Source organism: Legionella sheltonii (assembly GCF_026191355.1).
Lineage (GTDB): Bacteria > Pseudomonadota > Gammaproteobacteria > Legionellales > Legionellaceae > Legionella > Legionella sheltonii.
Genome location: NZ_JAPHOQ010000007.1, coordinates 165,343 through 189,979 on the forward strand (window position 1 = coordinate 165,343; position 24,637 = coordinate 189,979).

Here is a 24,637-nt window from a genome sequence, read left to right on the forward strand (position 1 = left end):
CTACCATTAAGTTCCTTCCTCCCCATGCTTGGGCTGGCCCAACAAATTAATAGCCTTGAATTTGGTGGGTTCAACCCCCATTTACACAGCATTTGAGGTATATGAGGTTTTTATGGCTAATGGCGTTATTGCAGAATTAAATGAGTTAATTGATTTAAGGCGTTACGTGCAATCCGTTCATTATCACCCGGAGGGTAAAGCAATACGCTCCGGCAATCATTTATCCAAATTACGTGGTCGTGGCATGGATTTTGCTGAAGTTAGGAATTATCAGGCAGGTGATGAAATACGCCATATGGAGTGGCGCGTTACTGCACGTACCGGTAGACCACATGTCAAAATTTATCAAGAAGAGCGTGAAAGGCCAGTGGTCATTCTCACAGATTTTAATCCTTCAATGATTTTCGGTACTCGCATTGCGTTTAAATCAGTGATTGCTGCCCGATTAGCGGCGCTTCTTGCTTGGACAGTAATCAAGGAAGGCGATAGAGTAGGTGGTGTATTCTTCTCAGCCACTGATCACAGTGAATTTACTCCTCGCAGTCGTGATATGGGTGTATTGCCTTTGTTAGCCTCTTTGAGTCGATATACTGATCAGAGCGAAGAACAAAGAGAAGCCAAACCCAGGTTGCTTAGTGATGCATTAGCACGCTTACGGCGCGTGGTGAGACCAGGGAGTATCCTGGTTCTGATCAGTGATTTTTACTCGATGGACAGTGAATGTGAAAAGCATTTAAATCGATTACGCTATCATAATGACATCCTAGCCTATCATATTTGTGATCGAGTGGAGCTTTCTCCACCCAAACCACAGCAATATGCGATGACGAATGGACAGCAAGAAATAATACTTGATACCAGCTTACATTCAGTGAACACCGCTTATGAGCAATATTGCCAACAGCGCCTAGATCATTTGCAAAATCAATTACGGCGCTTGTGCATTCAGTATGTACAGGTTACAGCAGATGTAAATTTAGCACAGATGGTACGTCAAACGTTTCCCAGGAGGTCTCGTGGCTAACACTGATCCCTTGGCACAGTTAAAAGACATCCATCTTCCTACTCCGATTGGTTGGTGGCCATTGGCTCCTGGATGGTATATTCTGATGGGACTCATTTTATTTACAGCAATCCTACTCGCTTATAGTGCTTATAAAAGACATCGTCATGCATTGGCTAAGAAACACGCTTTGCTTTTGTTACATGAATATCTAAAAAACTATGAAAAAGAACAGAATAGCTCGTTGGCCAGCGCTCATATTTCGGAATTGTTACGCCGAGTCGCTCTTGTCTATTATCCAAGGGAACGTGTTGCCAGTTTGCATGGGGAAGAATGGCTTAAATTTTTAAATGAAACCAGCAAAGGACTTGATTTTTATTTGGTGAAAGACATGTTGTTAGATGCTCCATTTAAAACAGGGGAAACCATGGATCTCAACCCCTTGTTCACCACCGCACAACTCTGGATTAAACAAAGGAGAGTGCCATGTTCGAATTAGCCAATCCTTGGGTTTTAATCTTGTTACCTTTACCCTTACTCTTTTGGTTTTTAATACCAAGAGCCAGAGTACAGTTGCCGGCTGCGTTGAAAGTCCCTTTTTTTGCTGATATGGTTCTCATCGCCGATAAAGAGAAACGCTCTGTTTCAGCACAATATTCACTGATAATTCCAGCTATGGTGTGGTTATTATTGGTTATTGCTTTAGCAGGCCCCCGTTGGATTGGTGCTCCCAAACCCATTGCGCGTGAAGGTTTTAACATCATGCTGGCTTTAGATTTATCTGGCAGTATGGAAATTCCTGATATGCTCCTCTATGGACGACCTGTAAGTCGTTTAAGCGTAGTAAAAAGTGCTGCGGAGCAATTTGTACGCGATCGGTCAGGAGACAAAATTGGCCTGATCCTCTTCGGAACGCGCGCTTACTTGCAGACACCACTTACTTATGACCGACATACCATTCTTTTACGTCTTGAAGATGCCACCGCTGGCCTTGCAGGGAAAACCACCTCCATTGGCGATGCCGTTGGTCTTGCTGTAAAACGGTTGGATGATGTCCCCAAAAAAGGAAGAATTCTGATTTTATTGACTGACGGAGCAAATAATTCCGGCATACTTGCCCCACTAAAAGCAGCAGAACTCGCTAAAGAAGAAGGAATTAAAATCTACACCATAGGCTTAGGTTCTGAAGCAGATTCAAGAGCCTTAGTGGGTGATTTTATAATGCAAAATGCTTCCGCAGATTTGGATGAAGAGACCTTACAAAAAATGTCTGACATGACTGGGGGGCGTTATTTCCGCGCTACAGATACAGAAACATTACATTCTATTTATAAAACAATTAACGAGTTGGAAACCGTAAGTCAGGAACAAGCGACTGTGCGACCACAAAAAGAATATTATCCATGGTGTGTTGGTATGGCATTATTACTTTGTTTCTCTTGGCTAATTAGCAAAGCAGGCCTGAACTTGAGCGTAAACTCTGTGGTATCAAGTCGGGGGGCATTAAAATCATGAGTGCAGATTTTCATTTTTTAAGGCCTTGGTGGCTTTTAATGATTTTGCCTTTATTAGGATTGATTTTCGTTTTATGGCGGCAAAAACCGAAGTTACATGCTTGGTCAGAAGTCTGTGATTCCCATTTACTGAGTCATCTGCTGCAGAAGAAAGGCCAAGGTCGACGGATGATTTCTATGCTGTGTCTGTTTTTAAGTATTCTATTTATGATTTTGAGCATCGCCGGGCCTGTTTGGTATAAACTGCCTGTAGCAACCTATAGGCCCATACAACCTCGAGTCCTAGTTTTAGATATGTCAGAAAATATGATGGCTAACGATTTATCCCCCAACCGCTTAAGCCGAGCAAAATTTAAGTTGCATGATTTGTTTGCTCACAAAGAGGTAGGGCAATTCGGTCTTGTGGCTTTTACCGGTGAACCTTTTGTTGTTTCACCACTGACTGATGATGGGCAAACTATTTCATCCTTACTTTCTTCGCTAACCCCAGATATCATGCCCGTAACCGGACAGAATCTTGATAGTGCCTTGAATGAAGCCAGTAAACTAATCAAACAAGCGGGTTATAACCAAGGACAAATTTTAGTATTAACTGCAGATAGTCCCTCCGATGAGGCAATTGCTCTCGCAAAAAAATTAGCCGAATCGGGAATTTATTCTTCTATTATGCCCGTTAAAGCAGATAAAAATCTGAATCCCCTTTTTGGACGTTTTGCTGATGCAGGTGGAGGACAATTGGTACCATATACCCCAGACTCCCATGACTTAGAACAATGGCTCAATTCGAGTAATAATAACGAATTTGTTTTAAGCCAAGACGATGACATACCCCTTTGGCGCGATGAAGGACGCTGGTTTTTAATTCCTGCTTTGTTGTTGCTTTTGCCTGTATTTCGACGTGGGTGGATACAGAGGATCGTTGTATGATGCGTTACTTTATTCTTTTATGCTGCTCATTTATGTCTTTAACGACCCATGCCTTTAGTTGGCAGGACTTATGGTCTACCGCGGATCAGCAAGGACGAGACTTAATGGCAAAAAGTCAATTTAAACAAGCTAAAGAAACCTTTACACGCAATGATTGGGCTGCTGCTGCGGCATATCGAGCAGGCGATTACCAAAAGGCTGCTGAGTTGTATCAAGCATTAAAAAATGAACAAGGCTACTATAACCAAGGTAACGCTTTAGCGCATATGGGACAATATGAAGATGCAATTAAAGCTTATGATAAGGCATTAGCACTCAATTCAGCAGATCAAGACGCCCTTTATAACCGTAAGCTAGTTGAAGATCTTTTGAAGCAAGATAAAGAAAAGAAACAAAACCAAGATCAGCAAAATAAGGATCAACAAAACAAAGATCAGCAAAACAAAGATCAACAAAACAAAAATCAGCAAAACAAGGATCAGCAAAACAAGGATCAGCAAAACAAGGATCAGCAAAACAAGGATCAGCAAAACAAAGATCAGCAAAACAAAGATCAGCAAAACAAAGATCAGCAAAACAAAGATCAACAAAACAAAGATCAGCAAAACAAGGATCAGCAAAACAAGGATCAACAAAACAAGGATCAACAAAACAAGGATCAACAAAACAAGGATCAACAAAACAAGGATCAACAAAACAAGGATCAACAAAACAAGGATCAACAAAACAAGGATCAACAAAACAAGGATCAACAAAACAAGGATCAACAAAATAAAGATCAGCAAAACAAAGAAAAGAATAACCCAAGCAACAGCGAAGCTCAGTCTGAAGCAGAGCGAGAAAAACAACAAGCAAAAGAACAGTGGTTACGTTTGATTCCAGATGATCCTGGTGGGTTAATGCGAGAAAAATTCTTACGTGATCATTTACGAAGGGAACGCGGATGGTATCAATGAGAAAATTAATAATTATTGGTTTTTTTTATTTATTCAGTACATTAGTTTATGCTGAAGTACAAGTGCAGGTTGAGCCCTCTCAAATAAGTATCGATGATTCATTCAGATTAATTCTGACTCAAGATAATTTGCAAAATGGGGGTATTCCTGATCTAACTCCCTTACAAAAAGAATTTATGATCCTTGGCACCGAACGCCGCATGAATTATTCCATTATCAACGGGCAATCTCAATCATCCAGCGAATGGACCGTCACCTTAAAACCACAAAAACAAGGTAAATTAACAATCCCAGGGATTAAAATAGGCAATGAATATACAAAACCATTAACAATTGATGTCACTGCAGGAACCGCTCAAAACAAACCTACTTCGGTTAGCCCGCAGCGAAATCAAGATCTTTATTTAACGACACAAGTTGATAAGAAAAATCCTTATGTAAACCAACAAATTATTTATAAAGTTACTTTATACAATTCCAAACATCTTTTAGATGCAGACTATCAAGGCCCTCAAGTAGAAAATGCCTTGATTGTTCCTTTAGGTGAAAACAGACGCTCTCAAATCCAAAAAAATGGAGTGACCTTTATTGTCGAAGAACAAAATTATGCGATTTTTCCTCAAAAAAGTGGCCCTCTAAAAATTAAATCCCCAGTTTTTACCGCTTTGATCTATGATTTTAATCCCGAACGAGTTAAGGCTACGGACAAAACGATTAGTCTTGATGTACAACCGATACCCAAAGAATTTTCAGGTAAAATATGGTTACCCGCGAAAGGAGTTAAATTATTCGAACACTATGAAAATTCCGCTCCAACCATCAATCAAGGCAACACATTAATTCGTAACGTCATTATTGAGGGCGTAGGTGTTCCTGCGCAACTTTTACCTACGCCCAATTTTGCAGAAACAGATGGGGTTAGTGTTTACCCGGAGAAAGGTAAAGATAAAAATCGGGTAACGCAAGGAGAACTGATTGGCCGTACTGAGATTAAGATTACCTATTTATTCAATAAAGCAGGAAAAATAACAATCCCAGAATTAAAACTCCCTTGGTTCAATACAGAAACAGGAAAAGAAGAACTAGCCACCTTGCCTGCAAAAACACTTGAAGTTACTCCCTCGAATCCCGCCCCCGTCCCTGCAGCAAATACCAATCAACCTGCAGTAAGCAAAAATCAACCGATGACCCAACCTACCCAAAACACGGAGGGGTCCACGTCATCAGCACCATTCAATTGGGCGTGGGTAGTGGCTGCACTTTTTGCTTTCGCCTGGCTACTTACTATAGCGCTATGGGCTTGGCAAAGACGGAATAAAAATGCGGGAAAGGGTCGATACAAAACAGCATTAAACGAACTTCATAAAGCCTGCGCGCAAGGAAATCCTCAACAGGCACGTGATGCCTTATTAACATGGGCCAGAATGCATTGGCCTGATGCCCCCATATTGAATTTGACTGACTTAACACGTCTTACTGCTGATGCGCCTTTTAAAAAACAAGTGCAAATTCTGTCGCAAGTTTTGTACAAAAGCAAAGAAAAAATCTTGTGGCGTGGGGATGAATTGTGGCGCAGTATCCAACAAATGAAAAAAAATAATGCAAGTAAACAAGAAAACAAAAATGACCTCCCACCTATTAATCCGTCTTGAAAAGTTCATTTTTAGAAGGATTTTTTGCCCGTAAACTCCGACATACTGCACCTAATGGGCAGTATGAAGGTTGGTTTTTTTGGAACAGGCTGGCTCTTTATTGGATGGCTCTCGTTCATGCGGATCAAGATCACTGGAGGCATAGTCATTTTGAACCTTCAAATGAGTGGATAGTGTGTATTCTTGTCCCTCCTGGGTACTCTCACTGGATTAAATTATTATGCTCCTCATCATTTTGCTCTTCTATACCATCTCTTTCTTCATCATCTTCATTCTTTTGAGACACCGGTTTAAATAGCGTTTCGGAAATAAGGGCATGTGCAGAGTGATCGGGTTGTGTTCCTAGATGACTGATTGGCTCACTCGCTACGGTGTGCTCTAATCGCTCTGCAATTTTTTCTATTTCAGCCCTATCCTTTTTAACTCTTTTAGCCGAGCTATCACATTCTGATTCGGTCAGAGCCTCTTTCACTCCTAGGTCCTCGTTCTCTTCTTTAGTGGGTTCAGATTTTCTAGTAAAATAATTTACTGTTTTATTTGCAAGAGACTTGAACAAGGGAAAGGTCAGTCGTGCAACCGTATAGGCAATCGCCAAAGAAGCGGTTACCGCAAGTATTCCAAGTCCTGCGGGGGGAGCGATTAAACTGACTATTGCGCCAATTAGTGCTAGTGAAGCAAACGCGACGCCGGCTGATTTATCCCAAACAGCAGTTGTGCGCAACTTTTCTAATTTTTGCTCGCAGCTCACTTGATTGTTTAGTAATTCTTGTAATGAATTAAATTGCTCTTTAATGGTACTTCGTTCACTTTCAATTTTTGATTCGAGGGTCTTATATTCCTCTTTTTTTCCATCTTCCTTCGCTTTTTTGGCATCTGCCTCTAATTGTTCTAAATAATCGATTAAAATCTTGAGCTGATTTTTTTGGACCTCGATTTGTTCTTTTATATTGACCAACTTATCTTCCAGTTCATAACGTTTGTAATAAAGTTTGGTTAGCGTAATGAGACTCAAGCCCAATGCAGCGATTGAGGTAACCAAAGCAATAACAGGAGCTGCTGGAGGAAAAGCCAACGCAGTTATTGTAAGTCCCAAAATTACTGTCGCATACACAAAACGCGCATTACGCGACAATGTAAAAGGTACTTTTTGATTGGTGATATAAGCACCAAAATAAATAATTGGAACCACCACAAAATCAGTGATACTCGTCAGCATTTTAATAATTTGAAAAGCTTCAGCCGCTGCACTTGTAGCATGATTTACAATCCCTTTTACCTCGGCCAAATGATTAATCGTACTCCCGGCTCCCCCTAGAGAATCAATAAATTTACTCGCGAAGGGAAGCATTCGTAATATCGCTAAAGCAATCGATTTTTTGGACGCTTTAATGCCTTTCATCGAGCTTACTTTTTTTCTTAAATGCCCTACCGAATCCGCTTCTAGCTGTTCAAATGTTTCAATATCAGTCTTAAAAAACATTGCTTATCCCAATAAAATTTATCCCCATTTACAGTATAACAATTAATTATGATGTAGAGATGAACAGGGAAAGAGTGGGTAGAATTAGATCTAGATCTAACCCTCTCAACAGTATTCAGCCACTTTATTGCATTTTTTAGCTAAAAAAGCAGGCCATATTGGGAACAATGAATAAAAAAGTGTATAATTCCTCTTTTTGTTTCACAAATATTGAGCAGTCATGAATCTTGAAAAATTATATGATGTTATTGTAGTAGGTGGTGGACATGCGGGCACAGAAGCTGCTCTGGCTGCTGCACGAATGGGCGCACAAACATTATTACTGACTCATAACATGGATTTGCTCGGTCAAATGTCGTGTAATCCGGCCATAGGTGGTATAGGAAAAGGACATTTAGTCAAAGAAATTGATGCCTTGGATGGGGCGATGGCCAAAGCAGCGGATAGAGCCGGAATTCAATTTCGAACGCTTAATGCCTCTAAGGGACCTGCCGTGCGTGCTACTCGTGCACAAGCCGATCGGGTACTTTATCGACAAGCCATTAGAGAACAACTCCAAACGCAAGAAAATCTGACTCTATTTCAGCAAGCCGTTGATGATTTATTGATTGAAGGAGGTCGTGTAACCGCTGTGGTTACTCAAATGGGACTTACCTTACGGGCTCGCGCAGTGGTCTTGACTGTTGGTACCTTTTTGGGGGGGAAAATACACGTAGGAATGAACCAATATGCTGGTGGTCGAGCAGGTGATCCCCCAGCGATTGCTCTAGCTAAAAGCTTACGTGATCTGGATTTACCAGTGGGACGTTTAAAAACTGGAACACCGCCACGAATTGATCGTCGCTCCTTAGATTACAGTCAAATGACGGAGCAACCTGGTGATACACCCACACCTGTTTTTTCCTATCTGGGACATGTCAGTGATCATCCACAACAAGTTCCCTGTCATATTACCCATACAACAGAAGCCACACATGAAATTATTCGTAATAATCTGCATCAGTCACCTATGTACGCAGGAGTTATTGAAGGCGTAGGACCACGCTATTGTCCCTCTATTGAGGATAAAATTGTTCGTTTTGCGGATAAATTATCACATCAAATCTTTGTCGAGCCTGAAGGTTTGACCACTGAAGAAATTTACCCCAACGGTATTTCTACAAGCCTTCCCTTTGAAGTTCAAGTACAGTTTGTGCGTACGATTAAAGGTTTTGAGAACGCCCATATTACTCGTCCAGGATATGCGATTGAGTATGATTACTTTGACCCTCGTGGATTAACTTCATTCTTGCAGACGAAACCCATTCCCAATTTGTTTTTCGCGGGCCAAATCAATGGAACCACCGGCTACGAAGAAGCTGCCGCACAAGGAATCATTGCAGGCATGAATGCTGCCCTACAGGTTCAAGAAAAGGAACTTTGGTGCCCACGACGTGATGAAGCATATATTGGCGTGTTGATTGATGATCTCATCACCTGCGGAACTCAAGAACCTTATCGAATGTTTACTTCTCGTGCCGAATACCGTCTGCTTTTACGGGAGGACAATGCAGATTTACGCTTAACGGCTAAGGGCAGGGAATTAGGTTTAGTCGGCGAAACACGCTGGCAACATTTCTCTACTAAAACTGAAGCAATCGAATCGACCCAGGCACTACTGCATAACACTTGGGTGCGTGTAGGACATAATGAGCACTTAAAAGATATACTGCTCAATCCCATGCAACATGATAATCGTGCCTCTGAATTTCTTAAACGTCCTGAAATAAATTATCAGCATTTGTTAATGCTCGATGATTTAAACTTGCCTGAGTTAACCACTGAGGTGAGCGAGCAAATAGAAATTCAAAACAAATATGCAGGTTATATCGAAAGACAACAGCAAGATATAGAAAAAATGCGTAAACACGAGAATACGAGATTACCTGAGTCGCTGGATTATAGTGCGGTCAGTGGATTATCCAATGAAGTAATCCAAAAACTTACAAAAATTAAACCTGCTACTATAGCCCAGGCTGGCCGTATTTCTGGCGTCACTCCTGCGGCCTTGTCGCTTCTTTTAGTCCATTTAAAAAAACAGCGAATTGAGGCATGAAGGAATCAATAGCAAGAATACAACCACAACTTGCAGAGGGTTTGCAGCAATTTAATTTGCAGGCACTGCTCCCCTCTTTATCTGATTATTTATTCTTACTTAATAAGTGGAATTTAGCTTATAATCTCACAGCAATTCGTGATCTTGAGTCTATGGTTGGTAAGCATCTATTAGATAGCCTGGCTATTTTACCTTGGCTTAAAGGAAATCAAATTATTGATGTAGGAACCGGTGCAGGCCTGCCGGGCATCCCACTCGCTTTGGCTAGACCGGATTTTAATTTTGTTTTGCTGGACTCTAACGGTAAAAAAACGCGCTTCCTGCAGGAAGTAAAACGACAGCTCAATTTAAAAAATGTTGAAATTGTACAATTTAGAGTCGAAAACTACCACCCAACTCAAGGTTTTGATACAGTAGTAAGTCGAGCTTTTAGTAGCCTTGAACAAATGATTCAGTGGACGCAACATCTTATTGCTCATGAAGGAATCTGGCTGGCAATGAAAGGGCGTCATCCTGATACAGAATTGAATGAGATAAAGCAAAACTGCACTGTAAAGCATTATACTGTCGCAGGGGTTGAAGGCGAACGCTGTTGCGTCATTATTGAAAATTTACCTAAGAATAGTGGGGTCAACTAGGACTTAGATTTCGCTATCTTGAGCTCAAATGGCCTAATTTTCGAGCACCGAAACGCTACATACACGAAGTATGTGAGTATCGGAGCACAGAAAATTAGGCCATTTGGGCCAAGATAGTAGAAAGGTAAGCTCTAGTTCACTGCTTTTCTGGTTTAACCAAGGAATAAATCATGGCAAAAGTTATAGCCATTGCCAACCAAAAAGGTGGGGTAGGCAAAACCACTACAGCGATTAATCTAGCTGCCTCTTTAGCAGCCAATCGACAGCACGTTTTACTTATTGATTTGGATCCACAAGGTAACGCAACCATGGGTAGTGGCGTGGATAAAAGTCAATTGGTACATACCACTAATGATGTCTTATTACATGATTGTCTTGCCGAGCAGGCATGTCTTGCCACCACATGTGGTTATGATTTACTCCCCGGAAATGATGATTTAACCGTAGCTGAAGTCAGTCTGATGGAACGTAATCATCGTGAAACGTTCTTATATAAGGCATTACAGCCCATTCAAAATAATTATGACTTTGTCTTGATCGATTGCCCACCCGCGTTGAATACTTTGACCATCAATGCATTTGTAGCGGCAGACTCAGTGCTTATTCCGATGCAATGCGAATACTACGCACTTGAAGGTTTAGCTGCATTGCTATCGACTATCGAGCAGGTTAGAGCTTCAGTAAATCCTCGTTTGCACCTTGAGGGTGTGTTACGGACCATGTACGATGCGCGTAATCGATTGTGTTCCGAGGTATCCAAACAACTTATAGAACACTTTCCAACTAAGGTCTACAGAACCGTAGTACCACGTAATGTCAGACTTGCTGAAGCACCAAGCCACGGGTTGCCTGCCTTGCAATATGATAAAACATCACCCGGCGCAGCAGCCTATATGGTTCTTGCTTCCGAGTTAATTAATAAACAGACTGTAGTAGGATAAATGGGGTAATTTATGACAGTAAAACGTAGTAGTTTAGGACGTAATTTATCCGCTTTACTAAGCCAATCAAATGGTATTCTTTTAAATGAGAAGCCCCCAGTTGAAAGCCTAAAGCTTTCTATAGATTGTTTGCAACCAGGAAAATATCAACCGCGTGGTGAAATGGAAGAGGCACCCCTAATGGAACTTGCCCAATCCATTAAAAAGCAAGGTTTGCTGCAACCGCTATTAGTTCGTGAATTGAGTAGCGGGCGTTATGAAATAATCGCCGGTGAGCGTCGCTGGCGAGCCAGTCAATTAGCAGGACTTACCGAAGTTCCAGTGATTTTAAAACAAGTTGATGATGAAACAGCTATGGCCATGGCCTTAGTTGAAAATTTGCAGCGCGAAGATCTCAATGCCATGGATCAAGCACGTGCGATGCATCGATTGACGAACGAGTTTTCTTTAACACATCAACAGGTTGCGGATCTCTTGTGTAAATCCAGGACTGCAGTCAGTAATTACCTGCGATTATTGGCCCTATCAACTGGCGTTAAAAAACTTTTAGAGCATGGTGATCTCGATATGGGGCATGCGCGTGCCTTATTAATGTTAGATGAAGAGCAGCAAAATCAAGTAGCACAATTGATTGTCGCTAAAAATTTATCGGTACGTGAAACCGAAAAGTTGGTTGAGCGCATTAAATCGGGAAAAATCAAGGAACAGCAACCTGAGCTAGGCCATTCCCTGTACCAAGAGCAGTTAAACAATCTGTCACAACATTTGCAAACGTCAATTAAACTAAAACCTGGAAAAGCAGGCAAAGGCTCATTAGTTATTCACTATGACAATGAACATTTTTTACAAATGATAATTGATCAATTGGGTCGTACGCATCAATGACTTTGTTCCTCCAATCAATCGAATAACCTAGCGCTCCTAGGTTATTGCAAACCTTAATAGCTGTAATAGCCGGATTCCCCTGACAAGTAGGACTGGTTACATCCACCTAAAGTACTCATTCATAGACCATCATAAGCATCCAATCAAAAAAAGCTCTCGCTAGTTTCGATTTTATACATTCAATTTATAAAAAAGGGCTTTATATTAAGCTACACTTATAGATATAAGCTGGTTATATTGCGAGGAGTCTGCAATGTTAATACAGCCAGTTCAACCTGTTTATGTTCTAATGAAAATTGGCGAAGATGAATTTGTAGGCCAGCTACTGAGTTTATCTGAAGACAAATTAGAACTGAAATGCGATGAGTATATTGAAAAAGATATTGAGATTTCTTTTTTTGCAAAGCACTTTCGTGGACAAGCAATTATTGAAGAAATTAAATTCGCTCACTCATTTTTTACCTATCAATTAACGATACAAGAAATTCAATTCCAGCCCGGTTTGTTAATTAATACTCGTTTATGAATGAAATTTTCTAAATTTGACGTAAGCTGGGCCTTGGCCCAACTTACGGTCTATTTATAACCAATAAACAAAAACAAACAAGAACAACCAGACCACGTCTACAAAGTGCCAATACCAAGCAACACCTTCGAATCCAAAGTGACGCTCTGGTGTAAAATGCCCCAACTTACAACGAACCGCGATCACTATCAGCATAATAGTACCTAAGGTTACGTGCAGACCGTGAAATCCTGTGAGCATAAAAAAGGTCGTTCCGTAAATACCTGCAGAAAGCGTTAAATTCATCTTGGTATATGCTTCATGATACTCATAGCCTTGCAATACCAAAAACAAAATACCTAAGGCAATTGTTAAAACCATTCCAATAAGTACTTGCTTGTGCTTTTCTAATTTTAAGGCCCAATGTGCCCAAGTGATAGTAACCCCTGAGGTTAATAAAATAAGCGTGTTTACAGCGGCTAATCCCCAGGCTCCCATTCCTTCCTCAGCACCCGCAAAAACTTTATTATTGGGGTTATCTAATAGAGGCCAAGTGGAATTAAAATCAGGCCATAAGGTAAAATGAGTGATCGGATGTACATCGCCCCCTAAAAGTGGAACAACCCAAAATCGGGTATAAAACAAGGCGCCAAAAAAGGCTCCGAAGAAACACACTTCAGAAAAAATAAACCAGCACATGCCCCAACGAAATGAGCGATCAACCTGTTGATCATAGACGCCTTTTGAGTTCTCATAGATTACTTGGCCAAACCAACCAAATAGCATAAAAATCATAATTCCCATGCCAATACTGAATATGTAAGGGCCATACCAATCGTGATGAAGCCAAGATGCCGCACCTACAAGCAGAGTAGTCAGCCCACATGATGCAACCAAAGGCCAATGGCTTGGCTTAGGGACATAATAAGTACCATGTGCTCCCATTATATTTTTATCTCCTGTATCAATAATCTGTTCTAAATACGCTCTCAATAGATGGGCGTGATTAAATCGCATGAACTGTGTCAGACCTCACACATCCCAAAGTGCATTAAGCCTTATCGGTTACATCGAATAAAGTATAAGACAATGTAACAGTATTCACTTTTTCGGGTAAATCAGCATCCAAATGAAATAGTAAAGGCATATCCATAGCCTCATGTCCATTTAACGTTTGCCGAGTAAAGCAAAAACATTCTGTTTTTTTCAGATATTTCGCAGCAATGCCAGGGGTAACGCTCGGTATCGCTTGAACGGTCATCTGATGGTCCGTTTTATTTTCTGCATAAAAGGCAAGTTTGGCTATTTCGCCAGGATGTACCTTAATCTTGCGAGTTTTGGGATAAAATGCCCAAGGGACACCACTATTGTTGGTAGCGACAAACTCAACCGTTATTTCTCTTTTTTTATCAATTTTAGCTTTAGTTATATCATAAGCGACTGCCTCGGGATTTGTTTTACCATTAATACCCAGTGACTTACACAAACTGTTGTAAATGGGTACCAATGCAAAGCCAAAGGCAAACATACCTAGCACAAGGCCGGATAAAATTATAATTAACTTTTGATGGCCTTTTTGTTTTTTCATACAGCGAACCTATAAATCCAACTTCGGTGGAGTTGTAAACGTGTGATACGGGGGTGGAGAAGGCAAGGTCCACTCTAAACCATATGCACCCTCCCACGCTCTGCCAGCTGCAATGTCTTTTTTAGTACCTTTCTTTCTCACAGTAGCAATCACATTATATAAAAAGAGCAGTTGGGTAAAACCAAAGATAAATGCTCCAATCGAAGAGATCATATTAAAATTGGTGAACTGTAACGCATAGTCGGGGATCCTTCGTGGCATACCAGCCAGTCCTAAGAAGTGCATGGGGAAAAATGCTACATTCACTGAAATAACAGATAGCCAGAAATGCCATTTACCTATGCATTCGTTGTACATGTGGCCAGTCCATTTGGGCAACCAATAGTAAGTAGCAGAAAATAAGGCAAAAATTACACCAGGAACCAGGACATAATGGAAATGTGCTACCACGAAATAACTATCTTGATACTGGAAGTCTGCAGGTACCAATGCCAACATCAGACCAGTAAATCCGCCTATAGTAAATAAAAAGACGAACGCTAACGCAAACAACATTGGGGTTTCAAAGGTCATAGAGCCTCTGAACATCGTGCTGACCCAGTTAAATACTTTAATCCCTGTGGGTACCGCAATAAGCATCGTGGTGTACATGAAGAATAATTCCGCACCCAAGGGTATCCCGGATGTGAACATATGGTGCGCCCAAACAATAAATGACAAGATAGCAATACTGACAGTCGCATACACCATAAAATAATAGCCGAACAATGGCTTACGGCTAAAAGTAGGAATCACTTCGGATATAACCCCAAAAGCGGGTAATACAAGAACATATACTTCGGGATGTCCAAAAAACCAAAATACGTGTTGGAACAGTATGGGATCACCACCACCTGCTGCATTAAAGAAGCTGGTACCAAAATGACGGTCCGCTAACATCATCGTTACCGCGCCAGCCAAAACAGGCATAATTGCAATCAATAAAAAGGCAGTGATTAACCAAGTCCATACGAACATCGGCATTTTCATCAAAGTCATGCCTGGTGCCCGTAAATTGAGTATGGTCGCAATAATATTTATGGAACCCATAATGGATGAAATACCCATCATATGGATTGAAAAAATCATAAAATCGGTACTTGGTGGGGCGTATTTGGTAGATAGAGGTGCATACATCGTCCACCCAAAGTTAGGACCGCCTCCAGCATGAAACGTTGTGGACAGCAATAAGGTAAACGCAAAAGGTAAAATCCAGAAACTCCAGTTATTTAAACGGGGCAAAGCCATATCTGGAGCACCGATCATCATTGGGATTTGCCAGTTCGCCATTCCAGTAAAGGCGGGCATGACCACCCCAAATAACATGATTAACCCATGAAGTGTTGTCATTTGGTTAAAGAAATTAGGGTCAACAAAGCGATGGCCTGGCTGGAATAATTCTGCACGAATAAGCAACGCCATGCCGCCAGCTATAAAGAAGCTTATCATTGCAAGCCATAAGTACAGCGTACCAATGTCTTTGTGGTTTGTAGTAAACAACCAGCGTTTTATAAATCCTAAGACGCCCTTGCCTTGTTCAGGACCATGATCGTCATGTTTTTCATCGTGTGCTAATGTATAACTACTCATTGCAGACCTCCAGCTTGAACTTTATTAACCATGGTTGGTTGTTGATTAGCTTTTTGACGTTGTGCCGCAACTTCTGCAGCTTGAACAACATCATTGGTGTTATTCTCCCAGGCATTTCGCTCATACGTCACAATAGCAGCAATTTCCTCGTCGTTCAGTTGATCTTTATATGGCTGCATCGCTGAACCAGGAACACCGTTAAGTATTGTATCTATATGTCGTGAAATAGGACCGCCTATTGCTATAGAGCTGCCTCTAAGTGCAGGATACATCGGTGGAATACCCTTGCCATCAGGTCTATGACATGGAGAACAAAACTGTTCGTATTTTTGCTTTCCAAGAGTGAGTAAATCATCTCGGGTCATTGCTTTTTGTGCTGCTGCAGTTGCTTCTTCTTTGTTGTATTGGTCTTGTGATTTTGTTTGAGCAGCAACCCATTTATCAAAATCCTCCTGGCTTACCGCTTCAACAACGATAGGCATAAATCCATGGTTGACACCGCAGAGTTCAGCACATTGGCCTCTGTATGTTCCTGGTTTTTGTATTGTTGCCCATGCTTCGTACATGAACCCGGGTATCGCATCGCGTTTAATGCCTAGTTCAGGAACCCACCATGAATGAACGACATCATTTGAGGTAACTAAAAAGCGAATTTTTTTATTCACTGGCAAAACCATGGGTTTGTCTACTTCTAATAAATACCACTCGCTCTTTTTTTCTTTATTTTGAATTTGTGCAAAAGGCGTCGATAAGGTACTAAAAAAACTTATTCCTTGATCAAGATACTCATACTGCCATCGCCATTGGTAACCCACTATTTTTACCGTTATTTCTGATTGTCTTGTATCGTCCATACGGATTAACACACGAGTGGCTGGAATCGCAAGTCCAACAAGAATTAAGAAAGGAATAATTGACCAGACAATTTCTAATCGAGGGTTATCATGAAATGATGCGGCCTTATATCCTTTAGATTTTCTATGGTGGATCATGGAATAGATCATCACGCCGAATACCACAACCCCGATGACGGCACAAACTGCCATACAGACCATATGTAAGTAGTACACGTCCCTACTGACAGGCGTTACCCCTTCATGCATATTTACCTGCCAGAAATCCGCAGCTGCGAATATGGGTTGGCTGGCAACCCAGGCACCAAGCATTGTTAATAATCTACAGATCTTTAACCTGTTTAACATCCCCGTTCCTCGTCTTGTCAATAAGCTAGGCTACCTAGCTTCAATTTAGTTTTTATACATTTCAATTAATCCCCCACTTGCGTGGGGGATAGTGCAATCAGTACTACACTACCACAATGAGTAGTTTCCTTCGGTTTTAGATTTACTGACCATAAACTTAATTGCCTCAATTACTTCATTGGTAGTGCATTGCTTACAGCCGCCGTTTTTTGGATGGCCTTTGCCATTGACAGTATTTTCAATCAATACATCCATATTTTTTGCGATCAGGGGTTTCCATGCCTCTTTATCACCAATTTTAGGCGCACCATTTTTTCCTTCATTATGGCAAGCCGCACAATTTTCGTTATAAACGGCTTCTCCACTTGCAGGATATTTTTCTGCACCACCTGACTTGAGATTTTCTAACTCCGTACGAGTTAATGACTCATTCAGTAGGTAGTCAACCGCTGAAATGATGTCGTTATCAGAACAAGTGACACAGGCCCCTTTGTACGGCATTGAGTTAAAACCATTGATGGCATGGTGATACAGCCCTGTTAATCCACTTGTTTTTAATCGCTCATACCAACCTGCTGCGTTACCAATTAAAGGTGCACCCATTACACCATCTTGGTGACAAATAACACAGGCCGTGTAATAAACCTGTTTTCCACGATCGAGCGAAGGAGGTTCATGAGAAGGTGGTAGACCTAAAGGCTCTTCACTGGCGACTGTTTTCAGATAGGTAGCAATAGCCATCCTATCTGCATCAGTTAAGTACATCAAACTATTATGATTTACTTCTGCCATAGGTCCAGCTACTGGACCAGCATTATTTATCAACTTATTGTATTTGAACACATCGGTAACTTGCTCATGAGTTGCAGTCTCTAATCCATACTTGGTGATATTGGGTGCCCAATAGCCATTGATAAATCCACCGGTCAAATAATATCTGTTCTTCGGTGCGCCAAATGGATTTAAAGGCGTATGGCACATACTGCAATGGCCTAAACCATCTACAATATATTTCCCACGATTCCATTCAGGAGAGCGGCCTTTTTCATATTGAAATCCGTGACCTTCAGGAAAGAAGAATAATAAGTTCCATCCCCACAGAGTAAACCGAGATCCCGGAACATTAAATGGGAAAGGTAATGATTTGTTCGGTAAATTAACTGCCGGCAAGCTCATAAAATACGCATAAAGAGCACGCGCATCATCATCCGTTATTTTAGAAAAATAAATATATGGGAATACAGGGAAGTAGTTTCTCCCTTTAGGATCCCGACCTTCTTTAAGGGCGCGAATAAAGTCTTTCTCTGTCCAGTTACCAATCCCAGTTTCTTTATCTGGAGTGATATTAGGGCTATAAAAAGTCCCGAATGGAGTTTCTATAGGCAATCCACCAGCATAGGCAGGTGTCCCTGCTTTTACATTGGTATGACAGGAAATACAATCGCCTATCTTTGATAAATACTCCCCGCGCTCAATTAAACTTTGTTGCTCGCCTGTAGCTGGAGCCGTAGGTGGATAAACAGGATAATATCCATCATGAATTTGTAATTTCTGTTGAGCCGGTGCAGCATTTTCTGCATGTAATAATTGACCTGCCATGCCAAGTACGGCCAAAGTTGCAGTGACAATTAGCTTTCTTAGTAACAAAGAGCCCACGCTCCCTCCTATTTGTTCTTATTTTGCACGCTTCTCTTGCGGAGACAGAGTAATCGACGCATTTTATACTCCACAACGCATAAGTTGCAATGTTATAATTGCTATCTTTGATTATTTTTCTATTGTGATTATGTTTGTTTATCTTGATGGTTTGCTTTTAGGCTTATCTTTAATTATTGCCCTCGGGCCGCAAAACGTCTTTTTGATCAAACAAGGCGCACAAAAGAATCATGCGGTACTTTCGGCTGTGATCTGTTTTATCTGTGATCTTATTTTAATTTGTTCTAGTATCGCAGGCTTGCATGAATTATTACTCGTTCGTCCTGTTCTACAAATTTGGATGATGCTGTTAGGTACATTATTTCTCCTTTTTTATTCCGCAAAAGCATTAGCGAATGCATTTTCAAAATCAGCAAAAAATACAGAGAGTACGTATCAACCACGCACCAAAACCCAAATTATTCTCCTGGCTTTAGGATTTAGCATCCTAAATCCTCATGCTATTATTGATTCTCTGGTCATAATCGGTGGCGGCAGCAGCGGGTATCCCAATCAAGAACATATTTTTTTATTAGGTGTTCTCACCTCAAGCTTTCTTTGGTTCAGCTCATTAACATTTACCGCGCGATATTTTTCCGATGTTTTAACTAAAGCCAATGTTTGGAAAGGAATTGAGTTACTTAGTGGCTTATTAATGGCGTTGATAGGGATTAAGCTCGGTACCGATTGTTTAGGCTTAATTTCAGAGATGATTGGAAAATCGATTTCGTAGAAAGGGCCAATCAGTGTGTCGCCAATTGACCCAGTGGAATGACACATAGCAAGTCCAACCTCGCAGCGTGAATATCTCATAACCATTTATTCATGTCAACCTAGTGCTTTAAGCACCAGTCAATGCACAGGTCATAAAACAGGTACTCCAATCGACATCCTTTGGTCATAATCCTCTATGGGCGGCGACTCTTGTCTGGAGGTCTAGGCGCATTCAAGCCCGCATCCGCAAAGTAATTAACTCTTTAGTAGGGTTTACAAAGAGCTCTATTGTTGTTCTAACTCACTTCCGTTAAACTCAAGCTTTCATAAAATATGAGCAATACATGTTTTACGGCGATAGCATCCAAGAGACAAGGCAACTCTTCTTTTCCAGTTGGGAAAAATACCAGAATAAAAAATTGTTGTCCCCTTTAGAAAATGAGATTGTCCAAGTGATATTAGCCCATCCTGAATATCACAAGATGTTAGAGAATCAAGATAAATTTCAACAACAATCTTATTTCCCCGAATCAGGAGAGCCCAATCCATTTCTGCACATGGGACTTCATCTGGCAATTAGGGAGCAAATCGCTACGGATCGCCCTAGCGGCATTCACCTTATCTATCAGAATTTAGTCAAAAAATATAATGACTCTTTAGTAGTTGAGCATTTAATGATGGAACAATTAGCCGAATGCTTATGGCTTTCACAAAAAAATAATCTCCCTCCCGATGAAACGCATTACTTACACGCTTTAGCTGAGCTTTGAATTAGTTCTCCCTGCTCCCGTTATCCCGAGTCGGACGAGGGAGCTCCCTCGGGATGACGAACAGTATGAAAGAAGGTACACCGGTGGAGGGGATGAGGTCTGATTATACCGAATGGCCCCTCACCCTAGCCCTCTCCCGCAAACGGGAGAGGGGACGCGTCACTAGGCTCTGCTAAATCATCTTGTTGTTCCACATGATATTCAAGAATATCTCCAGGCTGGCAATTTAGATAAGCACAAATTGCTTCCAATGTCGCAAAGCGTATCGCTTTAGCTTTGCCGTTTTTTAAAATAGACAAATTCGCCTCAGTAATTCCTATTGCTTCCGCCAACTCCTTGAGCCTGCATTTGCGTTTTGCCATCATCACATCCAAATTAACAATAATAGACACGTGCATATTCCTTAAATTGTTAATTGAGTTTCTGATTTTAGCTGATGAGCTTCTTGAATAATCCAGGAAGCAACCAAAATAATAAATGCGGTAATTAAGGTGGATAAGTTTGCTGAATTTAAGGTAATACTGGCGATACGTTCTCCTTTAGGATTATTAAAGGTGAGTGCTGCTGTCATCAAGGGTTGATAAAATAGCTGCACCAATTCACCTAAAATCATATAAATACTTACCTGCTTAATTAATTTGATATTTTCTTCTTCAAACAAATGCCCTTTTTCAAAAAGCCTGAATAATTTAGCCAACTTATGGCAGATTAAGACAGTAATTGTCAGGGGCATCCATTCAATCGCCAACAAGACACCTCGATGCGACCAAGAAAAATGCGACGGTTCATAGATTTTTTCTACAGAAATTAAGGAGGACCAGGCCCCTATATGACACATCCAATCGAATTTAAATAAGATTAAGCAGGTGGTCGTGAGTGGAATAAGCCAGCAAAGAGTACGAAATAGCAGATACAAAATATGACTGGTGTTTTTTATTTTTTTCATGATAAATATCCATTGTTAAGACCATTTAATTATAATAAATATTTATCGTTTTACAATAAAAATATATTATTTATTGATATTTCATTGCCTTCACATGCAGCTCCCCAAAGTGATATGACAGCGAACAACTGAGGAGAGCCAATGAGTTCTAGTTGGTTTTACAACGTAGATGATATATTTGGCACCAAGCTATCAAGTTTTTCTTGCAAAAGACTAAGATTTTTAGGTACGACAATAAATTGGAAATTATCATTTTGGAAGTTAACGGTAAAGGCGTTTAGCTTAATGTACCTGCCCTTGTTTTGGTTTAAAAATGAAATTTGGCCAAATAATATCTAAAATATGTTAAAAATAAAATAATTGAATAAAAAAACTCCTGTACTCATGCACATTAGCTAATGAGTACGTGGATCATATAAGACTGGGTATCCTCTGCAAAATCGGTTAATATGGAGGATTAAATAACAAATCTGTGTTCTCTGTATGGCTGATCAAGAAAAAAAAACTCATTTTGGTTACTCCACTGTAGGCTGGGATGAAAAAGAAAGGAAGGTAGCTGAAGTTTTTCATTCCGTAGCCAAAAACTATGATGTGATGAATGACTTAATGTCTTTAGGCATCCATCATCTTTGGAAGCGCTATACTGTAGCCTTAAGCCAAGTACATCCAGGACAGTCTGTCTTAGACTTGGCTGGAGGTAGTGGCGATTTAACGCGATTATTATGTAAAAAGGTTGGTGATTCGGGTCGAGTTGTTCTTGCAGATATCAATTCGGCCATGCTTCAAGTCGGAAGAAATCGTTTATTAGACGAAGGCTTATATAAAAATATTGATTATGTACAAGGTAATGCCCAATGCCTTCCTTTTGCTGATAATAGCTTTCATTGTATTACCATGGGTTTTGGCTTGAGAAACGTCACCGATAAAGAAGCAGCACTGCGTTCGATGTATCGTGTATGCAAACCCGGCGGGAAAGTGATGATTCTTGAGTTTTCAACGCCTACCTTTCCCGGATTAAAACCGATTTATGACTGGTATTCGTTTAATATTTTACCTAAAATAGGAGAATTTATTGCGAAGGACAAATCCAGTTATCAATACCTTGCTGAATCGATACGCATGCATCCCAATCAAATCAAACTAAAAGAAATGATTGAATATGCAGGATTTGAAGACTGCCACTATGACAATCTCAGCGGCGGCATAGTTGCCTTGCACATTGCCTATAAATATTGAGTGCATTATGTTAAAAAAATATTCCTTAAAGGCTCTCCAAATAGCCATTAATAAAGCAGCCAAATTGGATGAACAGATGCCAGTCAAGCTAAAAGCGCTTGATAACAAAACTCTTGAGATGATAATAAGCCCTTTAAATGTTAATTTTTTTATACTTTTTAAAGACGGTGAAATCATCTTGCTTGATTGTTATGATAAAGAAGCAGACACCATCATTCACAGCAATCCTTTAGGCTTAATTCGCCTAAGTTTATTACCCGCATCGAAAGCGCGATCTTTGTTTAATGATAAAATTCGTATGACTGGAGATACTGAATTAGGGCAACAAGTAAAAAAGCTATTTGATGAGATGGATATCGATTGGGAAGGACATCTAGCTCATTTCACCGGAGATGTGGTGGCACATCAAATTGGTGCTTTTGTACGTAAAGGAATATCCTTCAAAAAGAAAATTGAAGAATCCATGCGGCAAAATGTGTCTGAGTATTTTCAAGAAGAGTTACGTGTGATTCCCACTCAAGATGAATTGGAAGATTTTTTTACCGAGGTCGATGAGTTATCTTTAAGCGTTGAGCGCCTACAAGCTCATGTCAATCAACTAATAAGCCGCTATGAAATCAATTAAAAAGCTCATTCGTCTTATTCACATTAACTATATTCTGGCTAAAAACGGGCTGGATAATGTAGTGGTGTCATTAAGATTGTTTGCACCATTGCGCTTCATTGTTTATTTAAATCCCTGGAATTGGTTTCGCAAGGAGCATTTAACCCATGGCGAAGCACTTCGTAAGTCTTTGGAGGAGCTTGGGCCTATTTTTATCAAATTTGGTCAAGCACTCTCCACCCGTCCCGATATTTTACCTCCGGACATCGCCCTTGAACTCAGCAAATTACAGGATAAAGTACCTCCTTTTCCCAGTGAGCAAGCAATGGCCATTATTGAAAAAGCCTATGGCTTGTCCCCATACGAAGTCTTTGCTGAATTCGATTCCATACCCTTGGCATCCGCTTCAATGGCACAAGTCCATGCAGCAACCTTAAAAACAGGTGAAGACGTAATTGTCAAAGTACTACGACCTAATATGCGACGCATTATTGAGCAAGACTTAAGCATTATGCACACTATCGCCAAATGGGCGGATCGCTATTGGCCTGAAATGAGACGTTTAAAACCTAAGGAAATTGTAACAGAGTTCGAACATACCTTACTCGATGAGCTGGATTTATTAAGAGAAGCTGCGAATGCAGCTCAATTAAGAAGAAACTTTGAGAACTCTCCTATTTTATACATTCCTGAAATATATTGGGATTATTCTCGTTCCAATGTGATGGTGCTGGAACGAATCCATGGCATCCCGGTCTCAGATATTAATAGTTTACAGGCACATGGAATCGATATAAAAAAACTCGCTGAACGTGGCGTAGAAATTTTCTTTACTCAGGTATTCCGAGACTGTTTTTTTCATGCAGACATGCATCCAGGAAATATTTTTGTCTCCTACAAAAATCCCAAAGAACCCCAATATATCTGCATTGACTTCGGCATCATGGGCACCTTAAATGACAATGACAAGCGCTATTTAGCTGAAAATCTCCTCGCTTTTTTTAATCGAGACTACCGACGTGTAGCCGAACTGCATGTTGAATCAGGTTGGGTTGCTCGTACTACGCGTGTTGAAGAATTCGAAAGTGGGATTCGTACTGTATGTGAACCTATTTTTGAACGGCCTTTAAAAGACATTTCATTTGCACAAGTCGTGTTGCGCCTTTTTCAAGTTGCAAGGCGTTTCCACATGGAAGTACAACCACAACTGGTTTTATTGCAAAAGACTTTACTGGCCGTAGAAGGACTAGGGCGTCAACTCTATCCCGATTTAGATTTGTGGGCCACGGCCAAGCCTTTTCTTGAAAAATGGGTAAGAGACCAGATAGGACCCAAAGCATTCTTCACCCAATTAAAGCATAATCTTCCCTTTTTCGCAGAACAATTACCAAATATGCCAAAACTGCTCTTTGATTTTCTAGAGCTTAAAAAAGAAGAATTAATAATAAATAAAGAGCGCGCCAACGCGCTGCCAGAAAATGAAAAGCCAGCAGTCCAATGGAATAGCATGGCAATTGGTGCAGGACTTTCTTTCCTTTTAGTTAGCCTGCTAGACTATTTGCATCTTATCCACCACAAGCAGCTTGCTCCTCTTGCTTTAACTGGAGCCATTTTAACGGGCCTGTTTGTACTAATTAACCGTAACGCGAGGAACTAA

The 24,637-nt window shown here is 40.6% G+C and carries 24 protein-coding genes; 15 read left to right on the forward strand and 9 right to left on the reverse strand.

Annotation, left to right across the window (positions count from 1 at the left end; translation table 11 throughout):
- Positions 1–112 precede the first annotated feature (112 nt).
- The 4 genes from OQJ26_RS09445 to OQJ26_RS09460 are packed head-to-tail and all read left to right on the forward strand — an operon-like array spanning position 113 to position 3,444.
- Positions 113–1,024: a DUF58 domain-containing protein gene (locus OQJ26_RS09445; RefSeq protein WP_265703598.1), complete on the forward strand. Its 912-nt coding sequence runs from the start codon at positions 113–115 to the stop codon at positions 1,022–1,024.
- Positions 1,017–1,502, forward strand: a complete 486-nt coding sequence (locus tag OQJ26_RS09450; RefSeq protein ID WP_265703599.1) for a DUF4381 domain-containing protein — start codon at positions 1,017–1,019, stop codon at positions 1,500–1,502. Before OQJ26_RS09445 ends, OQJ26_RS09450 begins: the two co-directional genes overlap by 8 nt.
- Positions 1,490–2,518 (forward strand): vWA domain-containing protein, encoded by a 1,029-nt coding sequence (locus OQJ26_RS09455; RefSeq protein WP_265703600.1) that lies wholly within the window; start codon positions 1,490–1,492, stop codon positions 2,516–2,518. Before OQJ26_RS09450 ends, OQJ26_RS09455 begins: the two co-directional genes overlap by 13 nt.
- Positions 2,515–3,444, forward strand: a complete 930-nt coding sequence (locus OQJ26_RS09460) for a vWA domain-containing protein (protein WP_265703601.1) — start codon at positions 2,515–2,517, stop codon at positions 3,442–3,444. The genes OQJ26_RS09455 and OQJ26_RS09460 overlap by 4 nt, the downstream gene beginning before the upstream one ends.
- Before the next feature lie 315 nt (positions 3,445–3,759).
- Here OQJ26_RS09460 and OQJ26_RS19460 read toward each other — a convergent pair whose 3' ends face one another.
- Entirely contained in the window at positions 3,760–4,299 is a 540-nt protein-coding gene (locus OQJ26_RS19460) for a Cys-every-fifth RiPP peptide CefA (RefSeq protein ID WP_416209955.1), read from the reverse strand.
- Positions 4,300–4,396: 97 nt separating this feature from the next.
- On the opposite strand from OQJ26_RS19460, the gene OQJ26_RS09470 reads away from it, so the two are divergent.
- A complete protein-coding gene (locus OQJ26_RS09470) occupies positions 4,397–6,052 on the forward strand; it encodes a protein BatD (RefSeq protein WP_265703603.1) in 1,656 nt (551 codons plus the stop codon).
- Positions 6,053–6,254: 202 nt separating this feature from the next.
- On the opposite strand, the gene OQJ26_RS09475 is transcribed toward OQJ26_RS09470, so the two are convergent.
- Positions 6,255–7,532: an AAA family ATPase gene (locus OQJ26_RS09475; protein ID WP_265703604.1), complete on the reverse strand. Its 1,278-nt coding sequence runs from the start codon at positions 7,530–7,532 to the stop codon at positions 6,255–6,257.
- A gap of 220 nt (positions 7,533–7,752) precedes the next feature.
- Here OQJ26_RS09475 and mnmG point away from each other — a divergent pair, with 220 nt between their 5' ends.
- From mnmG to OQJ26_RS09500, 5 genes are all read left to right on the forward strand, one after another.
- Entirely contained in the window at positions 7,753–9,627 is a 1,875-nt protein-coding gene (gene mnmG / locus OQJ26_RS09480) for a tRNA uridine-5-carboxymethylaminomethyl(34) synthesis enzyme MnmG (RefSeq protein WP_265703605.1), read from the forward strand.
- On the forward strand, positions 9,624–10,265 hold the full coding sequence (rsmG, locus tag OQJ26_RS09485) for a 16S rRNA (guanine(527)-N(7))-methyltransferase RsmG (protein ID WP_265703606.1): 642 nt from the start codon (positions 9,624–9,626) through the stop codon (positions 10,263–10,265). The genes mnmG and rsmG overlap by 4 nt, the downstream gene beginning before the upstream one ends.
- A gap of 170 nt (positions 10,266–10,435) precedes the next feature.
- Positions 10,436–11,206, forward strand: coding sequence for a ParA family protein (locus OQJ26_RS09490; protein ID WP_265703607.1), 771 nt, complete (start codon positions 10,436–10,438; stop codon positions 11,204–11,206).
- Between the two features lie 12 nt (positions 11,207–11,218).
- The gene (locus OQJ26_RS09495) at positions 11,219–12,091 is read left to right on the forward strand and encodes a ParB/RepB/Spo0J family partition protein (RefSeq protein WP_265703608.1); all 873 of its coding nucleotides are present in this window, start codon (positions 11,219–11,221) and stop codon (positions 12,089–12,091) included.
- 253 nt (positions 12,092–12,344) lie between these two features.
- Complete coding sequence (locus OQJ26_RS09500; RefSeq protein ID WP_265703609.1) at positions 12,345–12,617, forward strand: hypothetical protein; 273 nt, start codon at positions 12,345–12,347, stop codon at positions 12,615–12,617.
- 54 nt (positions 12,618–12,671) lie between these two features.
- On the opposite strand, the gene OQJ26_RS09505 is transcribed toward OQJ26_RS09500, so the two are convergent.
- From OQJ26_RS09505 to OQJ26_RS09525, 5 genes are all read right to left on the reverse strand, one after another.
- Positions 12,672–13,541 carry a cytochrome c oxidase subunit 3 gene (locus OQJ26_RS09505; protein WP_265703657.1) on the reverse strand — a complete coding sequence of 290 codons (870 nt, stop codon included), beginning with the start codon at positions 13,539–13,541 and terminating at the stop codon, positions 12,672–12,674.
- Positions 13,542–13,647: 106 nt separating this feature from the next.
- Complete coding sequence (locus OQJ26_RS09510) at positions 13,648–14,184, reverse strand: cytochrome c oxidase assembly protein (protein ID WP_028382426.1); 537 nt, start codon at positions 14,182–14,184, stop codon at positions 13,648–13,650.
- A 9-nt stretch (positions 14,185–14,193) separates the two neighbouring features.
- Positions 14,194–15,813 carry a cytochrome c oxidase subunit I gene (ctaD, locus tag OQJ26_RS09515; protein WP_265703610.1) on the reverse strand — a complete coding sequence of 540 codons (1,620 nt, stop codon included), beginning with the start codon at positions 15,811–15,813 and terminating at the stop codon, positions 14,194–14,196.
- Positions 15,810–17,015 (reverse strand): cytochrome c oxidase subunit II, encoded by a 1,206-nt coding sequence (gene coxB, locus OQJ26_RS09520; RefSeq protein ID WP_265703611.1) that lies wholly within the window; start codon positions 17,013–17,015, stop codon positions 15,810–15,812. Before coxB ends, ctaD begins: the two co-directional genes overlap by 4 nt.
- Before the next feature lie 108 nt (positions 17,016–17,123).
- Positions 17,124–18,671, reverse strand: a complete 1,548-nt coding sequence (locus OQJ26_RS09525; protein ID WP_265703612.1) for a c-type cytochrome — start codon at positions 18,669–18,671, stop codon at positions 17,124–17,126.
- 130 nt (positions 18,672–18,801) lie between these two features.
- Here OQJ26_RS09525 and OQJ26_RS09530 point away from each other — a divergent pair, with 130 nt between their 5' ends.
- Positions 18,802–19,443 carry a LysE/ArgO family amino acid transporter gene (locus OQJ26_RS09530; RefSeq protein WP_265703613.1) on the forward strand — a complete coding sequence of 214 codons (642 nt, stop codon included), beginning with the start codon at positions 18,802–18,804 and terminating at the stop codon, positions 19,441–19,443.
- A 325-nt stretch (positions 19,444–19,768) separates the two neighbouring features.
- On the forward strand, positions 19,769–20,194 hold the full coding sequence (locus tag OQJ26_RS09535) for a DUF1841 family protein (RefSeq protein WP_265703614.1): 426 nt from the start codon (positions 19,769–19,771) through the stop codon (positions 20,192–20,194).
- Positions 20,195–20,319: 125 nt separating this feature from the next.
- Here the strand turns inward: OQJ26_RS09535 and OQJ26_RS09540 are convergent, their stop codons facing one another.
- Both OQJ26_RS09540 and OQJ26_RS09545 read right to left on the reverse strand, forming a co-directional pair.
- Positions 20,320–20,586 (reverse strand): helix-turn-helix domain-containing protein, encoded by a 267-nt coding sequence (locus OQJ26_RS09540; protein ID WP_265703615.1) that lies wholly within the window; start codon positions 20,584–20,586, stop codon positions 20,320–20,322.
- Positions 20,587–20,597: 11 nt separating this feature from the next.
- Positions 20,598–21,140, reverse strand: coding sequence for a DUF2975 domain-containing protein (locus tag OQJ26_RS09545; RefSeq protein WP_265703616.1), 543 nt, complete (start codon positions 21,138–21,140; stop codon positions 20,598–20,600).
- Positions 21,141–21,623: 483 nt separating this feature from the next.
- Between OQJ26_RS09545 and ubiE the strand changes: the two genes are divergently transcribed.
- From ubiE to ubiB, 3 genes are read left to right on the forward strand one after another with little or no spacing between them, the layout of a single operon-like run.
- Positions 21,624–22,376 (forward strand): bifunctional demethylmenaquinone methyltransferase/2-methoxy-6-polyprenyl-1,4-benzoquinol methylase UbiE, encoded by a 753-nt coding sequence (gene ubiE / locus OQJ26_RS09550; protein ID WP_265703617.1) that lies wholly within the window; start codon positions 21,624–21,626, stop codon positions 22,374–22,376.
- 7 nt (positions 22,377–22,383) lie between these two features.
- The gene (locus OQJ26_RS09555; RefSeq protein ID WP_265703618.1) at positions 22,384–23,001 is read left to right on the forward strand and encodes a ubiquinone biosynthesis accessory factor UbiJ; all 618 of its coding nucleotides are present in this window, start codon (positions 22,384–22,386) and stop codon (positions 22,999–23,001) included.
- The gene (ubiB, locus tag OQJ26_RS09560; protein ID WP_265703619.1) at positions 22,988–24,637 is read left to right on the forward strand and encodes a ubiquinone biosynthesis regulatory protein kinase UbiB; all 1,650 of its coding nucleotides are present in this window, start codon (positions 22,988–22,990) and stop codon (positions 24,635–24,637) included. Before OQJ26_RS09555 ends, ubiB begins: the two co-directional genes overlap by 14 nt.

Bases quoted from the DNA above. Each gene is read 5' to 3' on its own strand.
- rsmG (WP_265703606.1), top strand. From the start codon at position 9,624: ATGAAGGAATCAATAGCAAGAATACAACCACAACTTGCAGAGGGTTTG.
- OQJ26_RS09475 (WP_265703604.1), bottom strand. From the start codon at position 7,532: ATGTTTTTTAAGACTGATATTGAAACATTTGAACAGCTAGAAGCGGAT.
- OQJ26_RS09470 (WP_265703603.1), top strand. From the start codon at position 4,397: ATGAGAAAATTAATAATTATTGGTTTTTTTTATTTATTCAGTACATTA.
- OQJ26_RS09455 (WP_265703600.1), top strand. From the start codon at position 1,490: ATGTTCGAATTAGCCAATCCTTGGGTTTTAATCTTGTTACCTTTACCC.
- OQJ26_RS09490 (WP_265703607.1), top strand. From the start codon at position 10,436: ATGGCAAAAGTTATAGCCATTGCCAACCAAAAAGGTGGGGTAGGCAAA.
- coxB (WP_265703611.1), bottom strand. From the start codon at position 17,015: ATGTTAAACAGGTTAAAGATCTGTAGATTATTAACAATGCTTGGTGCC.
- OQJ26_RS09535 (WP_265703614.1), top strand. From the start codon at position 19,769: ATGTTTTACGGCGATAGCATCCAAGAGACAAGGCAACTCTTCTTTTCC.
- OQJ26_RS09530 (WP_265703613.1), top strand. From the start codon at position 18,802: ATGTTTGTTTATCTTGATGGTTTGCTTTTAGGCTTATCTTTAATTATT.
- OQJ26_RS09505 (WP_265703657.1), bottom strand. From the start codon at position 13,541: ATGGGAGCACATGGTACTTATTATGTCCCTAAGCCAAGCCATTGGCCT.
- OQJ26_RS09510 (WP_028382426.1), bottom strand. From the start codon at position 14,184: ATGAAAAAACAAAAAGGCCATCAAAAGTTAATTATAATTTTATCCGGC.
- ctaD (WP_265703610.1), bottom strand. From the start codon at position 15,813: ATGAGTAGTTATACATTAGCACACGATGAAAAACATGACGATCATGGT.
- mnmG (WP_265703605.1), top strand. From the start codon at position 7,753: ATGAATCTTGAAAAATTATATGATGTTATTGTAGTAGGTGGTGGACAT.
- ubiE (WP_265703617.1), top strand. From the start codon at position 21,624: ATGGCTGATCAAGAAAAAAAAACTCATTTTGGTTACTCCACTGTAGGC.
- OQJ26_RS09555 (WP_265703618.1), top strand. From the start codon at position 22,384: ATGTTAAAAAAATATTCCTTAAAGGCTCTCCAAATAGCCATTAATAAA.
- OQJ26_RS09545 (WP_265703616.1), bottom strand. From the start codon at position 21,140: ATGAAAAAAATAAAAAACACCAGTCATATTTTGTATCTGCTATTTCGT.
- OQJ26_RS09500 (WP_265703609.1), top strand. From the start codon at position 12,345: ATGTTAATACAGCCAGTTCAACCTGTTTATGTTCTAATGAAAATTGGC.
- OQJ26_RS09495 (WP_265703608.1), top strand. From the start codon at position 11,219: ATGACAGTAAAACGTAGTAGTTTAGGACGTAATTTATCCGCTTTACTA.
- ubiB (WP_265703619.1), top strand. From the start codon at position 22,988: ATGAAATCAATTAAAAAGCTCATTCGTCTTATTCACATTAACTATATT.
- OQJ26_RS09460 (WP_265703601.1), top strand. From the start codon at position 2,515: ATGAGTGCAGATTTTCATTTTTTAAGGCCTTGGTGGCTTTTAATGATT.
- OQJ26_RS09445 (WP_265703598.1), top strand. From the start codon at position 113: ATGGCTAATGGCGTTATTGCAGAATTAAATGAGTTAATTGATTTAAGG.